General features: G+C 66.7%; 14 protein-coding genes and 1 pseudogene. 3 read left to right on the top strand and 12 right to left on the bottom strand.

The window, feature by feature from the left end; genetic code table 11:
* Nucleotides 1-122: 122 nt before the first annotated feature.
* Both serB and ctaD read right to left on the bottom strand, forming a co-directional pair.
* On the bottom strand, nucleotides 123-1,358 hold the full coding sequence (gene serB, locus CQY20_RS25725) for a phosphoserine phosphatase SerB (RefSeq protein ID WP_097942897.1): 1,236 nt from the start codon (nucleotides 1,356-1,358) through the stop codon (nucleotides 123-125).
* A 17-nt stretch (nucleotides 1,359-1,375) separates the two neighbouring features.
* A complete protein-coding gene (gene ctaD / locus CQY20_RS25720; protein WP_097942902.1) occupies nucleotides 1,376-3,124 on the bottom strand; it encodes an aa3-type cytochrome oxidase subunit I in 1,749 nt (582 codons plus the stop codon).
* A gap of 182 nt (nucleotides 3,125-3,306) precedes the next feature.
* Between ctaD and CQY20_RS25715 the strand changes: the two genes are divergently transcribed.
* Nucleotides 3,307-4,413 (top strand): ABC transporter substrate-binding protein, encoded by a 1,107-nt coding sequence (locus CQY20_RS25715; protein ID WP_234816416.1) that lies wholly within the window; start codon nucleotides 3,307-3,309, stop codon nucleotides 4,411-4,413.
* A 3-nt stretch (nucleotides 4,414-4,416) separates the two neighbouring features.
* On the opposite strand, the gene CQY20_RS25710 is transcribed toward CQY20_RS25715, so the two are convergent.
* Genes CQY20_RS25710 through CQY20_RS25670 form a run of 10 tightly spaced genes read right to left on the bottom strand, consistent with a single transcriptional unit; the run spans nucleotide 4,417 to nucleotide 13,964 of the window.
* The gene (locus CQY20_RS25710) at nucleotides 4,417-5,454 is read right to left on the bottom strand and encodes an isopenicillin N synthase family dioxygenase (protein WP_097942895.1); all 1,038 of its coding nucleotides are present in this window, start codon (nucleotides 5,452-5,454) and stop codon (nucleotides 4,417-4,419) included.
* Entirely contained in the window at nucleotides 5,451-5,990 is a 540-nt protein-coding gene (locus tag CQY20_RS25705; RefSeq protein ID WP_234816415.1) for a hypothetical protein, read from the bottom strand. The genes CQY20_RS25710 and CQY20_RS25705 overlap by 4 nt, the downstream gene beginning before the upstream one ends.
* The gene (gene alc / locus CQY20_RS25700) at nucleotides 5,987-7,054 is read right to left on the bottom strand and encodes an allantoicase (protein WP_097942893.1); all 1,068 of its coding nucleotides are present in this window, start codon (nucleotides 7,052-7,054) and stop codon (nucleotides 5,987-5,989) included. The genes CQY20_RS25705 and alc overlap by 4 nt, the downstream gene beginning before the upstream one ends.
* The gene (locus CQY20_RS25695) at nucleotides 7,051-7,860 is read right to left on the bottom strand and encodes an N-acyl homoserine lactonase family protein (RefSeq protein ID WP_097942892.1); all 810 of its coding nucleotides are present in this window, start codon (nucleotides 7,858-7,860) and stop codon (nucleotides 7,051-7,053) included. Before CQY20_RS25695 ends, alc begins: the two co-directional genes overlap by 4 nt.
* Nucleotides 7,860-8,165, bottom strand: coding sequence for a hypothetical protein (locus CQY20_RS35650; protein WP_234816414.1), 306 nt, complete (start codon nucleotides 8,163-8,165; stop codon nucleotides 7,860-7,862). Before CQY20_RS35650 ends, CQY20_RS25695 begins: the two co-directional genes overlap by 1 nt.
* Nucleotides 8,096-9,439 carry an ABC transporter substrate-binding protein gene (locus tag CQY20_RS25690; protein ID WP_234816413.1) on the bottom strand — a complete coding sequence of 448 codons (1,344 nt, stop codon included), beginning with the start codon at nucleotides 9,437-9,439 and terminating at the stop codon, nucleotides 8,096-8,098. Before CQY20_RS25690 ends, CQY20_RS35650 begins: the two co-directional genes overlap by 70 nt.
* Nucleotides 9,436-10,071, bottom strand: coding sequence for a cysteine hydrolase family protein (locus tag CQY20_RS25685; protein ID WP_097942891.1), 636 nt, complete (start codon nucleotides 10,069-10,071; stop codon nucleotides 9,436-9,438). The genes CQY20_RS25690 and CQY20_RS25685 overlap by 4 nt, the downstream gene beginning before the upstream one ends.
* Entirely contained in the window at nucleotides 10,072-11,070 is a 999-nt protein-coding gene (locus CQY20_RS25680) for an ABC transporter permease (protein ID WP_371871090.1), read from the bottom strand.
* A gap of 18 nt (nucleotides 11,071-11,088) precedes the next feature.
* Nucleotides 11,089-11,958 carry an ABC transporter permease gene (locus CQY20_RS25675; protein ID WP_097942889.1) on the bottom strand — a complete coding sequence of 290 codons (870 nt, stop codon included), beginning with the start codon at nucleotides 11,956-11,958 and terminating at the stop codon, nucleotides 11,089-11,091.
* Nucleotides 11,958-13,964: a dipeptide ABC transporter ATP-binding protein gene (locus CQY20_RS25670; RefSeq protein ID WP_097942888.1), complete on the bottom strand. Its 2,007-nt coding sequence runs from the start codon at nucleotides 13,962-13,964 to the stop codon at nucleotides 11,958-11,960. The genes CQY20_RS25675 and CQY20_RS25670 overlap by 1 nt, the downstream gene beginning before the upstream one ends.
* A gap of 209 nt (nucleotides 13,965-14,173) precedes the next feature.
* Between CQY20_RS25670 and CQY20_RS25665 the strand changes: the two genes are divergently transcribed.
* On the top strand, nucleotides 14,174-14,866 hold the full coding sequence (locus CQY20_RS25665; RefSeq protein WP_097942901.1) for a TetR/AcrR family transcriptional regulator: 693 nt from the start codon (nucleotides 14,174-14,176) through the stop codon (nucleotides 14,864-14,866).
* Nucleotides 14,863-15,136: pseudogene (locus CQY20_RS25660) on the top strand (YciI family protein). Before CQY20_RS25665 ends, CQY20_RS25660 begins: the two are co-directional and overlap by 4 nt.
* Nucleotides 15,137-15,184: the final 48 nt, after the last annotated feature.

The following is a 15,184-nucleotide window of genomic DNA, read 5'->3' as shown; positions in this document are numbered from 1 at the left end:
ATAATCCAGGGATAAGCCTTCAGATACACAACAACCTCCAACAAGGTGGCTGTTGCAATCACCCCCAGAAATCGCCCCAGGACACACCGGACTTTAGCGTCTGCTCGCGGTAGAGGGCGGACCTAGTCGTCGGGGATTTCGACCCTGCGCAGCGTCCCGTCGATGCTGTCGGCCGCCTCGATCTCGCCGCGGGTGATGCCGAGAATGAACAGCACGGTGTCCAGATAGGGGTGGCTCAGCGACGCGTCGGCCACCTCGCGCAGCGCGGGCTTGGCGTTGAACGCGACACCGAGGCCGGCGGCGGCCAGCATGTCGATGTCGTTGGCGCCGTCTCCGACGGCTACGGTCTGCTCCATGGGCACCCCGGCCTGTTCGGCAAAATCCCGCAGCGCCTTGGCTTTTCCCGGCCTGTCGATGATCGGCCCGATGACGCGGCCGGTGAGTCTGCCGTCGACGATCTCCAGTTGGTTGGCGGCGACGAAGTCCATCTCCAACTCGTGCGCCAGCGGTTCGATGACCTGTCGGAAACCGCCCGACACGATGCCGCAGTAGAACCCCAACCGCCGCAACGTGCGCAGCGTGGTGCGCGCCCCTGGCGTGAGCTCGATTTGCTCGCCGACCTCTTCGAGCACCTCGGCGGGCAGCCCGGCCAGGGTGGCGACGCGACGGCTCAGCGATTCGGCGAAGTCCAGTTCGCCGCGCATGGCGGCCTCGGTGATCTCGGCGACGGCCGCGTGCGCACCGACGCGATCGGCGAGCATCTCGATGACCTCACCCTGAATCAGCGTGGAGTCGACGTCGAAGACGATGAGCCGCTTGGCCCGTCGCGAAAGGCTGTAATCCTCGATCGCGATGTCGACTCTCTCGTCGACGGCGACCTGCGCCAACGCGGCCTGAAGCTGTTCGTAGACGTCCGCAGACGGCACGGAGACACGGAGCTCAAGCCCGGTCACCGGATAGTCGGAGACGCCGCGGATGAAGTCGATGTTCACGCCGCGGGCGGCCACCTCGCGGGCCACCACGCCGAACGCCTCCGCGGTGATCGGCCGGCCCAGCACCACGATGGTGTGCGTCGACGGCTGGCGCATCACCGGCAGTTCGTCGCTGCGCTCGATCGTGACATCGAGGCCGACGCGGTGGATGGCGTCCTGCACCTCTTGCCAGAACTGCGGCCCGTCCGTGGTTTCCGGCGAGCAGGACACCAGCACGCCCAGCGTCAGCCGCCCGCGGATCACGACCTGTTCGACGTTGAGCAGCTCGACCTTGTGCCGCGAGAGAACCTCGAACAGCGCCGACGTCACGCCGGGTTGGTCGACTCCGGTGACGGTGATCAACACCGACACCCTGGACGTCGTCACCCTGGGATGCTCCCGGCTTAGGTGCGGTCCGGCTCGGTGCGCGGGCCGAGGCCCTCGATTCGCTCACCGGCCGTAGCGTGGCGGCCGATGTGCGCCTCGGCGCGCATCCGGTCCACCATGTGTGGATAGTGCAGCTCGAATGCCGGCCGCTCCGACCGGATCCGGGGCAGCTCGGTGAAGTTGTGCCGCGGCGGCGGGCAGCTGGTCGCCCACTCCAGCGAGTTGCCGTAACCCCACGGATCGTCGACCGTCACCGGCTCGCCGTACCGCCAGCTCTTGAACACATTCCACGCGAACGGCAACACCGAGATACCGAGGGTGAAGGCGCCGATCGTCGAGACCACGTTCAGCGTGGTGAACCCGTCGGTGGGCAGATAGTCCGCATAGCGTCGCGGCATGCCCTCGTTGCCGACCCAGTGCTGCACCAGGAACGTGGTGTGAAAGCCGATGAACGTCAGCCAGAAGTGCAGCTTGCCCAGCCGCTCATCGAGCAGTCGGCCAGTCATCTTCGGGAACCAGAAGTAGATCCCCGCGTAGGTCGCGAACACAATCGTGCCGAACAACACGTAGTGGAAGTGCGCGACAACGAAATACGAGTCGGTGACGTGGAAGTCCAGTGGCGGGCTGGCCAGAAGCACGCCGGACAGGCCACCCAGCAAGAAGGTCAGCAGGAAGCCGATGGAGAACAGCATCGGCGTTTCGAAGGTCAACTGCCCCTTCCACATCGTGCCGATCCAGTTGAAGAACTTGATGCCCGTCGGCACGGCGATCAGGAACGTCATGAACGAGAAGAACGGCAGCAGCACCGCGCCGGTGGCATACATGTGGTGCGCCCACACCGCGACCGACAGCGCCGCGATGCTGATGGTCGCGTAGATCAGCGTGGTGTAGCCGAAGACCGGTTTGCGGGAGAACACCGGGAAGATCTCGGTCACGATGCCGAAGAACGGCAGCGCGATGATGTACACCTCCGGGTGCCCGAAGAACCAGAACAGGTGCTGATAGAGCAGCACCCCGCCGTTGGCCGGGTCGTAGATGTGCGCGCCCAGGTGGCGGTCGGCCGCCAGGCCGAACAGCGCCGCGGTCAGCAGCGGGAAGGCGATCAGCACCAGCACCGAGGTGACCAGGATGTTCCAGGTGAAGATCGGCATCCGGAACATCGTCATGCCGGGGGCGCGCATGCAGACCACCGTGGTGATCATGTTGACGCCGCCGAGGATGGTGCCCAGACCGGAAACCGCCAGGCCGAGGATCCACAGGTCACCACCGGCACCCGGCGAGTGGATCGCGTTCGACAGCGGGGTGTAGGCCGTCCAGCCGAAGTCGGCCGCGCCGCCCGGGGTAATGAAGCCGGAGATCGCGATCGTCGCGCCGAACACGAACAGCCAGAACGACAGCGCGTTCAACCGCGGGAACGCCACGTCGGGGGCGCCGATCTGCAACGGCAGCACCAGGTTGGCGAACCCGAACACGACGGGCGTGGCGTAGAACAGCAGCATCACCGTGCCGTGCATCGTGAACAGCTGGTTGTACTGCTCGTTGCTCAGGAACTGCAGCCCCGGCATGGCGAGCTCGGTGCGGATGAACAGGGCCATCAGCCCGCCGATGAAGAAGAAGATGAAGCAGGCGACGCAGTACATGATGCCGATCAGCTTGTGATCGGTCGTGGTGATCAGCTTGTAGACCAGGCTGCCCTTGGGGCCAAGCCGCGCCGGGAACGGACGACGGGCCTCAAGTTCTCCGACCGGGGGCGCTTCGGCTACCAACAGGTCCTCCAAACGTCTGTACGGGCATTGCCCGCGCTGTCCGGTTCGAATCCTATCTCTCGAAGCCGCCAGTGTCGGCATGGGTCCTACAAACGGTCGTAATCAACTCGCCGTCGGCCCGAAATAGACGGTGCCGCGCCGGTTGACCAGCTGCGATGCGCCCGGGTGTTACCGTCAGCGCCGTGCTGATCCGCCGTCACGCACCAGGGCCCCTGGTGGCCGCCGCGGCCATCCTGACCGCCGTCGTGGTGACTGTGCTGGGCGGCTGCGGCGGCGACCTGGGCGGCGGGACGCCGTCGGCCGTCGACGAACCCACAGTCATCACCAGCACCACGCGAATCGCCGGTGCGGGGGTGCTTGGCAATCAACGCAGGCCCGACGAGTCGTGCGCGCCCGCCCCCGCGCCCGTCGATCCCGGTGAAGGCGACCGGGAGATCCGCCACGCCGCGGGGACCACCGTCCTGCGCGCCGAGCCGCAGAAGATCGTGGTGCTCGCCGGCGACCAGCTCGACACGCTGTGCGCGCTCGGTCTGCAGTCGCGCATCGTCGGCGCCGCGCTGCCCGACGGGTCGGACCGCCAGCCGTCCTATCTCGGCACCGTTATCCATGAGCTGCCCGCGATGGGCACCCGCAGCGAGCCCGATCTGGATGCGATCCGCGCCGCGCAACCGGATCTGATTCTCGGCTCGGAGGCGCTGACGCCCGACGTCTACCCCGAGCTCGACGCGATCGCGCCCACCGTGTTCACTGGCCCGCCCGGGGCGCGTTGGGAGGACAATTTGCGCACGGTCGGCGCGGCAACGTGGCGCGCCGGTGCCGCGAACAGACTCATCGACGACTTCGACGCCGCGGCCGCCAAGACCGGCGCCGAGAACGACGCCGTGCATTTCCAGGCGTCGATCGTCCAGCTCACCGACACCACGATGCGGGTGTTCGGCGCAGACAACTTCCCCGCCAGCGTGCTCACCGATGTCGGCGTGGAACGCCCTGCCTCGCAACGGTTCACCGACAAGCCCTATGTCGAGGTCGGCACCACGTCCGAGGATCTGAAGAACAACCCCGACTTCTCCATCGCCGACGGTGACATCGTCTATCTGTCGTTCGCCTCGCAGTCGGCCAAGGACCGCGCGCCCGAGGTGATGGGCAGCGACGCGTGGAAGAAGCTGTCCGCCAACCGCGACGACCGAGTGTTCATCGTCAACAACGAGGTGTGGCAGACCGGGGAAGGCATCGTCGCCGCGCGCGGCATCCTCGAGGATCTGCGCTGGCTCAACGCGCCGATCAACTGAGTATCAGTTGGCGCCCAGGCGGGCCTGCTGGCCGAACTGGCGCGTCTGGAGCGAACCGTCGGGCAGCACGAGCTCGCCGCGCTCGATCCGGTCGCGCAGGTAGGCGAATGTCTGGGCGGTCTGCGCGAAGAGATGTTCACCCGCGCGCAGCGGCCGACGCGGCTCTGCACCCTCGGACACGAACTGTGGCAACGGTTTCACCTCGGTGTGGTAGTCGACGTTGAAGAACAGCGGGAACGAGTAGCGCTCCTCGACGACTTTGCGCACCCGGTGACTGGTCGCGACGAACGCGCCGTTGGTCCACAACTCCAGCATGTCGCCGATGTTGACCACGAAGGTGCCCGGCAGCAGCGGCACGTCGATCCACTCCCCCGCGCCGTTGAGTACCTCCAGACCCGGCGCGGTCGGCTTGAGGAGGGTGAAGCACTCGTAATCGGTGTGCGCGCCGATGCCCTGACCGTCTTGCGCGTCGGGGTTGTACGGGTAGTGCACCAGCCGCAGTTGGCTGGGCGTCTTGGTGGCGTGCCGGGAGAACACATCGGGGTCCTCCCCCAGCGCTACGGCGAAGGCCCACAGCAGGCGGTGTCCCACGGCGAGCACAGCCTGGTAGTAGTCCGTCACGGCTTCGGCGAAACCGCGCAGGTCCGGCCAGGTGTTGGGGCCCAGCATCGGGTTGCCCGCCAGGTAGTGCGGATCGTCGGCGGGCAGATCAAGTGCGGTGTCGAACGCTTCCTTGAGGTCCGGCGTGCCGGTCTCCACGCCTTCCTCGCCGACCGGCACGTAGCCGCGGTGGCACCGGGACAGTCCGATGTAGCTGCGCATCTTCTCCTCGAGCGGCAACGCGAAGAACTCCTTCGTGGCAGCCAGCAACCGCTCGAAAAGCGATTCGTCGACGCCCGAACCGCTGACGTACATGAACCCGACATCACGTGCGGCGGCGCCGATCTCGCTGGCGACACGTTCCCTTTCGACGCGGTCCGGCGACTGCAGTCCGCTGATGTCGACGACCGGTACCGAGGTGAATGACGTTGCGCCACTCATATGTTCACATTCCCTTCCCATTCCTGCACCACCCAGCGCACGCCTTTGACGCGGATTTCGTTGCCAGCTTGCTCGATAGCGAGATCGCACCATTGCCGGTCGGCGACCGTACCCACCACGACGGCGTCGTGACACGCCCAGCCGTATCGCTGACCGACGCGCACGAGAACCGCCCGTCCGGCATCGGGTGCGGCCAGGAAGAACGCACCTGATGCGTCGAGTGCGCCTGCACGCTCTTCGGGAACCCAACGCTCGGTGTAGTTTTCGTGGACACCGGTTTCGATCAGCGTCGAGCCGTCCCATCGCAGATAACCCTCGTCCGGGTAGGGGCCCGGGGGTAGCAGATCGATGTCACGGCACCAGGAGAAGACCTCGCCGTCCTGCTGCAGGCGTCCCGCGAAGCCCCGTGAGTCGACATAGGCCGTGATGCCTTGCAGCCACATCACATCAGCGCCCAGATCGCGGGAACCGTCGGGGTTGATCAACAGCGTGCGCCGCCACAGTCCCGTGCAATGTGACGCCAACACCGCGGTCACGACGACTCCTCCCAGCGGCGCTGCAGAAGAGCCAGCCCCTCGTTCGTCGGCCGGCCCAGCGCGCGCACCCTGGCGATGCCTCCGTCCGGATAGGCCTGCAGCCGAAGCGCGGTGATGTCGCGGGCGTCGACTTTGAACATCTGCCTGGCGTCGGGCGCCAGCCGGGTCCTCGGCAGCACCGGAACGTCGAACGGCGCCAGCGCCCAGCCGTGTTCGCCGTCGGGACGATCACGGCTGCCGAGCACGGCCACCTCAAGTGAGGCGTTGAACACGAAGTAGGACGTGTCGATCTCCAGACGGCACAGATCGGCGGGAGCGGCGAAGGAGATCAGCACCGCGTCATGGCTGTCGGGGCCGACATCGCGGCGCCGCCGCGTCTCCCAGCCGTCGCCCATGCCGCGGGGCCTGGTCGGGGCGACGAGCGCGAAGGCATCCGAGTAGAAGCTGTCGCTGCACCACTCCACGCGGCCGCCCTGTTCCAGGCTGGACACCTCGACGGTGATGTCCTCCCACAACGTGGGGTCGGGGATCACCTCACCGTAGGCGCGGAGCCGCGCCACTCCCCCGTCGGACTCCAACCGCAGCCGCAGATGCGTCCAACGCCTGCGGTTGGTCACTGGGAGCACGTTGTGCGAATCCGGTTTCAGCGGAGTCGATTCCGCGACGGTGGTCCATTCGATGGCGGGATCGGTCGGATCGGCCGCCACGTCGAGCGCGCAGGCGTCGACGCACGCCGCGGTCGGATGGTTGCCGGCGAAGTACCGTGTATCGACGTCCACGGTTTGCACGCGCCCTGGCACACCCAACCGTATGATCACCCAGTCCCCGCGGCGGCCCGCGTGCCGCCGGGTTTCCCAGCCGTCGACCACCTCGCCGCGGAGGCTGTAGGTGCCGGGTGTGAAAACGGGTTCGGCCGGATCGATCAGGTTCTCCTTGAAGCCGAACGACTCGTCGCTGGCCGCCACCACGCTGCCGCCGAGTATCCGCGCGGCAAGATCGACGGCGGCGTGCGGCAACTCGCCGTCGACGAGTGCCCGCTCGTTGTGCAAGAGGAAATCGGTCATCCGAATCGCTCGTGGAAGTGTCGTGTCGTCTCCGGCCAGACGTGCGGGTCGTGCCCCGGGATCAACGGATAGCCCTTGTCGTTGGCGAGCTTCTTGAGCTTGCGGATGGGCTCGATCGTCTCCTCCGGCGCCACGCCGATGAAACCGCCGATGGCCAGTTCGTTTTCGATGTTCTCGGTGAGGTCGGCGGCGTCGAAGGCGAACACGAATCCGTCGCCGCCGACGGATTCGTCCAGTTCGACGACGAAACTCTGATGCCCGGGCGTGTGCCCGTAGGTCGGCACCGCGGTCACGCCGGGCGCGATCTCGGCGTCGCCGTCGGCCAGCCGCCAGTCGATGTTGGGGTCGTCAAAATCGATACGGGCGATCGCATTGTGTTCTGGCTCAGGGTGGTTCGACAGCCCGTACTCGAGCTCGCGTCGCTGCGCGTGCACCGGCACCTTGCCCGCGAACAACTTCAGCCCACCCGCGTGGTCGTGATGCAGGTGGCTGACGGCGACGGTGTGAATGTCGTCGATGTCGACACCGATCTCGGCCAGCCGCTCCTCGATCGGCTCACCCGGACCCGGCAGTACCGGCCGATACTCGACCGACGGATAGAACCGGCGATACAGCGCGGGGTCTCGAATCAGCGCCGTGTTGAACCCGGTGTCGAGCAATACCCATCCGCCGTCGGTCTGCAACAGCACGCCGGGCACCGGTTCACGCATCCGCTCCTCGGGCGGCGCGCCGTACACCGAGATCGACTTCGGCAGCTCCTCCCAACCCAGCGTCAGCAGGACGATTCGTCGCACCTTTCCCGTCATCAGCCCACCGAAAGTCCAGCCAGCCGAAGGCTGTTGGGGTTGGTGACGACATGGGATTCTTCGACGCCCTTCAGCCACGGCTGGGCCACCATGAAGTCGTCGACGTCGGCGACGTTGAGCCAACAGCCGGTCTTGAGGGCCTCCTCGCCCGCCCGCGAGAACGCTTCGGGCGATCCCGTCGGCAAGCCGCGATTCAGCGCCTCGGTCACCGGCGGCGCAGAGCAACGCAGGTAGTTCAGTCCGCCGTCGGCATCCCACGAGATGTGGCCCCAGGTGTAGGGCGACGGCGCATCCGGCCACGCCACCCCGTCAGCACGTCCGGTCCCGCCGAGACGTCACCGCCGATCCACCCGTAGATCTCCGAGGTCGGATAGCTCTGCACCTTGGCGTCCAGGCCCGTGGCCGCCAGCTGCGTTTGGATGAGGTTGCTGACCAGCTGGTTGTCCGGGTTGCTCGAGTCGTAGCCGATCGTGATGGACTTCTGGTCGGCAGGCAGTCCGGCGACGATTCCGGTGAGCACCGAAGGATCATGCGGCACAGACTGTTTGCCGGACTCCGGCGGCAACATGTTGGGCGGATAGATCTGCCCACCGACCCGCCCGCGACCGAAGTAGGTCTGCTTGACGAGTTCGTCGATGTTGATCGCCTGCAACACCGCGGTGCGGTTCTTCGCGTCGTCGAGCATGGACTTGTGCGGGTTGAGGTAGAGATAGTTCGACATCATCGTCGGCAGTGAATAGTGGGCGTACTTGTCGTCGTTGAGGTACTGTCCCACCGCCGATGACGGCAAATCGTGCAGGATCGCGGCGATCTGACCGTTGTTGAACTGCAGCTGTTGCGCCGAAACATCGGTGATGACGGGGATCTCGACCTTCTCGAAATACGGCTTGGGCCCCCAGTAGTCGCCGAACGCGTCAAGCGCGTAATGGGAGCCGACCTGGGCGTCGGTCAGCGTGTACGGACCGGTGCCGAGGTCGTGGGTGGTGAGGTAGTTCTGCGCGTGGTCATTGCCCGCGTTCTTCGTCAACCCTTCAGGGCTGAGCATCCGCGGGCCGTACGGGCAGGCCAGATAGTCGAGGAACGCCGAATTCGGCGCCTTCAGCGTGATGGCGACGTCGTAATCGCCCTGTGCGGTCACCGATTCGACATCTTTGACCATGTAGGCAGGCCCCTGGTTGACCGCCAGCCTGCGGTCGAACGATGCCTTGACCGCGGCGGAGGTGAACGGCGTGCCGTCGTGGAACTTGACACCTTCGCGCAGCTTGAATGTGAACACCTTGTTGTCCGGGGAGGCATGCCATTCCGTCGCCAACAGCGGCTCCAGCTCCGGCTTGTTGGTGCCCGCCTTGTACTGCAGCAGTCCCTCGTAGAGGTTGGTGGTCAGCAGCAGCCCCTGACCGGCGTAGAAGATGTCGGGGTCCGGCGGCTGGCCGGGATCTTGGAGGAACGACAGCCGTAGCACCTTGTCGGTGGGCGCGGCGTTGGGCGCGCCCCCGCCCGAGTCCGAGCCGCCGCAGCCGCTGAGTGTCAGGGCCGCCACGGCCCCGGCGGCGGCCAGTGTCTTCGGTCGCCGGATCATCGAGCGGCTCCTTGCCGAGCTGGTGTCGTGTTGGCTAGTTCGGCGAAGGCGGTGAGGATTTCGTCACTGGTGCGTAGCGCGCCGGCCTGCAGGTACTCCATCGCGTCCAAAGCGGCGTCGTGCCGGTACCGCGAGGACCCGCCGACGCAGTCGACGACGACGCGGACGTAGAAGTCGCGTTGGTGGGCGTCGGCGAAGGTGTAGTGCACGCACACGTAGGTGAGCCCGCCGATGAGGATCAGTGTCGACGCCTTGAGTCCGCTCAACACGATCTCGAAATCCGTTCCGATGAAACCGGAGTAGCGACGCTTGGCGATGTGGAATTCGCCCGGTTCGGGACGCAGGGTGGGTTCGAGGTCGGTGCCCGGCTGTCCTTCGACGCAGTGCACGCCTTCGGCGCCATCGAGTTCGCGCCCGAAATCCACACCGCTTCGCCGGTGCACTTCCTGGAAGAAGACGACCGGGACGTCGGCGGCACGCGCACCGGCGAGCAACCGTTGCGCGACGCGTACCCGGTCGGCGTGCCCGGGCATGTGGTCGATGCCGACCTCGGCCGCGGGCATGCCGCCGCCCTGTTGCATGTCGACGACGACCAAGACCGGATTGCCCACGATCAGTGGCTGTTTGGGCACCTAACCTCCTGTGACTGCGATACGGGGATCGGCTGCGGCCTGAAGCAGGTCGACGGCCGTGTTGATGAAGACGTATGTCGCGCCGAGCATCAGCGTGACACCGGCGATCGCCGGAAAGTCGGCGACGGGGATGCTCTGGGCGATGTACTGGCCGATGCCCGGCCAGCCGAACACCTGCTCGACGACGAGGACGCCCGAAAACATCAGCCCCACCTGTAAACCCGTCATCGACAGGGCACCGCCGACGGAGTTGCGCAGCACATGGCGCGCCACGATCCGGCTTTCGGACAGCCCCTTGGCGCGTGCGGTTCGCGCATAGTCGCTGTCGATGTCGCCCAACAGGCTGCTGCGCAGCACCCTGCCGATCGCCACCGCTGGCCCGATGGCGATCACCAGCGCAGGCAGGATCAGGTGATGCAGCGCATCGGTGACGACGTCCAAGCGCCCGTGCAGCATTCCGTCCACGGTGAGCAGACCAGTGGGCCCGGTCGGAGGATCGGCGATAGCGATGCGCCCGTTGGCTGGAACCCAGCCCAGCTTCTGGTAGAAGACGACCAAGCCGACGATCCCCAGCAGGAACATGGGCGCCGAGGCACCGGTGAACAGGACCGCTCGCAGTGCCTGAGCGCCAGGCCATTTCAGCGTCGTGCCGAACGCCAGGACGACCGCGAGCACCAGCGCCGCACCGATTCCGTAGAGCGCGAGCTCCAGCGTGGCCGGGAAGAAATCGCTCAGATCCGATGCCACCGGATGGCGGGTGCGGTACGACGTACCGAGATCGCCGGTCACCGCGCCGGTGAGGTAGTGCCAGAACTGGACGAGGACGGGCTCGTTGAGCCCGAGCGCCTCGCGTCGCTGTGCCACCGCCTCCGCCGATGCCTGCGCACCCAGCTGCGCTTTCACCGGGTCGAGAGGCGAAATGTGTTGCAGCAAGAACATCACCGCGGTGAGCGCGATCAGAATCGCCACCATCGCGCCCAGCCGGGAAGCCACGAACATCTTCACCGCAACGCCGCCCTAACTCGTCTTAATGAGGTTGCGAAGGCAGTCGCCCGAGATGTTGCCGACCAAGGCCAGCAGGAGAACGCCGAGGCCGGGCATCACGGGAACCCACCACTGCTGCAGGAAGAAGCTCAGGTTGCGGGCCGAGTCAGCGCCCAACTCGGGAGCGGGTTGCGGCTGCCCGAGGCCGAGAAACGACAGCGCGGCCAGCGTGAGGATCAGTGCGCCGATGTCGAGGCTCGCTGCCACGAGCGCATTCGGCACCGCGCCCGGCAGCAGATGCCGACCGGCGAGCCGGAACCGGCCCACCCCAGCCAGTTTCGCCGCCTCGACGTGCGGCCTGGCGGCCAGACGTGCCACCTCGCCGCGCACCAGCCGGGCGTAGAACGGCCACCACACGATCGACACGGCGATCAGGGTGTGCACGAAGCCAGGGCCGAGCGCGGCGACCACGGCGATGGCCAACACCGGTGCGGGCAGCGCCAGGAACCCGTCGGTGATGCGCATGAGCAGCGAGTCCAGCCAGCCGCCTGCCGTGCCGGCGATGAGCCCGACCAGTCCGCCGATGAACAAACCGACCGCCACCACGACGAGCGCAGCAAACCAGCTCGATCGCACCCCGTAGAGGACCCGGGACAGGATGTCGCGACCGACGCTGTCGGTGCCGAGCAGAAATCCGTTCCGGCCCGGCGCCTGCAACGGCATTCCGACGGGCAACAGCGGATCATGCGGTGCGAGAACAGGTACCGCGACGGCGATCATCGTCACAACCAGCACGAGTGAGAACCCGATCCAGTTCGCCGTGGCCGACCCGAACCGAGGCAACGGCAGCAGCCGTCGTCCGCGCTGGGCCAGCAGCGGCGCAGTGGGTAGTGCGACGGCCATCAGCTCGCCTTCCGTTCGATGCAGGCGACCTGATGCGGGTCGCCGGGGGCGCCCTCCAAGCGCACGTCGAGTTCGGTGTCGCTGCATGCGTCCACTGCGAGGGGGCAGCGGGGGTGAAAGACGCATCCGGTCGGCGGCGACAGCGGGCTTGCGGGTTCGCCTGCCAACGGCCGGGATTCGCGGTTCAGCTCGGGAATGGCGTCGACGAGCGCCTGGGTATAGGGGTGCACCGGGTCTGCGATGACCTGCTCGGCCGGACCGATCTCGACGATTCGTCCCAGATACATCACGGCGATCCGGTCACCGATCACGCGCGCCACCGACAGGTCGTGGGTCACGAAGACCGCCGACATGTCCAGGCTGCGCCGCAGATCCCCGATGAGGTTGAGCACCGATGCGGCCAGGGATACGTCGAGGGCGCTCGTCGGCTCGTCACACAGCAGCACCGCGGGCGGCACCACCGTGGCCCGCGCCAGCGAAACCCGTTGGCGTTGCCCGCCGGACAGTTGGCCGGCCCGCGACTTGGCCACTTCGGGTGAGAGTCCGACGCGTTCGAGCACCTCGATGACCTTGTCGCGCCTCGCTGTTCGCGAGATCCCGCTGCTGCGAAGGCGCTCGCCGATCAGCTCGTCGACCGACATCCACGGCGTCAGCGATGCGCCCGCATCCTGGAAGACCATCTGCGGGCGTTGCCCGCCCTCGAGGTGCACCGCTCCGGTGGTGGGTTTCTCCAGGCCGGCGATCACGCGTAGCAGCGTCGACTTGCCCGAACCGCTTTCGCCGACGAGCGCAACGGACTCGCCGTGGCCCACGCGCAGCGAAACTCCGCGCAGGGCTTGCAGTCCGCCCGTCTTGGGGGTCGATCGGGTCAGCCCGCGCCTGCTCACCCGGAACGTCTTCGTGACATCCCGCAGCACCACCGACGGCGGCTGTTCGTCTCGGCCGCCTCCCCGTTCGGTGAACAACTCGCCGGTGTTGGTCGACCTGCTGCCCAGTTCCTCGGTGATTTCGCTGAACGGAAGCACGCAGGCGCTTACCCGCCCGGGCGCAACGGCGATCGGGTCGGGCGGTGTCTTACCGCACTCCTCGCGGGCCAACGCGCACCGCGGCACGAATGCGCAGCCCGCCAGGGGCGTCACGGGGCTCGGCACCGATCCCGTCAACGCGGCGAGCCTACGGTCGCGCGCGGTGTCCAACGTCAGGCGGGAACGCAGCAACCCGTGCGTGTAAGGGTGCGCGGGGTTGTGCAGCACCGCGGCAGTGGGACCGATCTCGGCGATGCGTCCGGCATAGAGCACCGCGATCCGGTCGGAGATCTGCGCCGCGACCCCGAGGTCGTGGGTGACGAGCACGATGCTGCAACCGATTTCGTCACGCAGCCGCTGCAGCAGTCGCAGCACCTGAGCCTGGACGGTGACGTCGAGGGCGGTGGTGGGCTCGTCGGCGATGATGAGTTCCGGCTTGCCCGCGATCGCAATGGCAATCATCACGCGCTGGCGCAGACCGCCGGAAAGCTCATGCGGATAGGCGCGCATCCGCCGCTCGGGATCGGGAATGCCGACCGCGGTGAGCAAGCGCAGCGCCTCAGCATCGCTGCCTGCGGCCTCGGCTACTTGCCTGCCGATGCGCATGGTCGGGTTCAGCGACGTCATCGGGTCCTGAAACACCGCACCGAGATCCAGCGCTCGCACCTTGCGCAGCGTCTTGGCATCGCCGCGCACCATGTCGGACCCTGCGACACGGACCGAGCCTTCGACGATCGCGTGCTTGGGTAGCAAACCGAGCAATGTGAAGCCGAGAACGCTTTTGCCCGAACCGGATTCGCCAACCAGCCCGAGGATCTCGCCGGGGACGATCGACAACGTCACACCGCGAAGGGCGTGCACATCATGACCGTTACGCCGGAACCTCACGCGCAGATCGCCGATCGCCGCGACGGGATCAACTGTCGCAGAACGGCGGTGGGCTGCCGCGTTGGAGTCGACCTCGGATACAGCGATGCTCATCGGAAGGCTCCCGGAATCGAGAAATCGCACGCTGCACGACGACGTGCTTGTCTGTCACATGACAGTTTTCTCCGCATCGCGGCGCGATTGGTGTCGCCGCTGTAACGAGATGTCGATATTGGTAACCGATTCGTGTCGCGTGTTTCTGTCGTGTGACAGATAGACCGCCGCACTGCTGGTTGGCGACATCTGTGGGCCACGATATGGGCATGTCGCTTGCCCGCGCCGGCCGTCCGCGCCTCCAGACCCAACGTCGCCCGGGCACTACCGCACGCGACGAAATCCTCGATGCCGCAGCGGAATTGTTCACCACCCTCGGCTACAGCGCCACGTCGACGCGGACGATCGCGGAGTTGGTGGGCATCCGCCAGGCGTCGCTGTACCACTACTTCGATACCAAGAGCGACATCCTGTGCGCGTTGCTGAGCCAGACGGTTGCACCGACACTGTCGTTCGTCGACAGCCTGCTGCAAGCAGATCCGGCGCTCACATCCGTCGAGCATCTGCACGCACTGGCCGCGTTCGACGGTGAACAACTGCTCAGCGGCCGGTGGAACCTCGGCGCGCTGTATCTGTTGCCCGAGTTGCGGGAAGCCCAACTGGAGCCGTTCTGGTCCGAACGCGAACGCCTGCGGCTGCACTATCTGGAAGTGGGGCGGGCGATCGTCGCAGAGACGGGAGTGCACGAGACCGCCGCCGAGCTGCCGTTCCGTCTCGTCGAGTCACTGGTGAACATCCGCTCCCTGCCCGCCGGGGCGGCACCCGACGAGCTGCCGCTGCACGTCGCCGACGCGTGTGTGCGGGTGCTCGGCGTCGCCGACGACCCGATCCTGTCCCTGCGAATGCGCACGCACGAAGAGATCGGCCGCTACACCGCGGCGGGAGTAACCTCGGGGCCGTGATCCACGTGCTGAAGTCGAAGTACCTGCAGCCGCCCGAGGTCATCGAGCAGACTCGACGCTCATCTGGAGTTCCTCAATAACGAGATCGCCGCGGGCCGCATTCTGCTCGCGGGCCGTCAGGAGGACGGCTCCGGCGGTGTCCTCATCACCAGCGACATCAGCACCGAGGACGCCGATGACGTCGTCGCACGCGATCCCTACACCGCGGCGGGTGTGGCGACCTACGAGCGGACCAGCTTCAACGGCGCCTTCCGCGCCGCCGGGCTATAGGACCGAACTCACAGCTCAACCCAGGATTACCGGCCCGCGGTAGCCCGT

The sequence above is a fragment of the Mycolicibacterium agri genome (assembly GCF_002553505.1).
In the GTDB taxonomy this organism is placed as follows: domain Bacteria; phylum Actinomycetota; class Actinomycetes; order Mycobacteriales; family Mycobacteriaceae; genus Mycobacterium; species Mycobacterium agri.
This window is presented reverse-complemented; position numbering and strand designations above follow the sequence as displayed.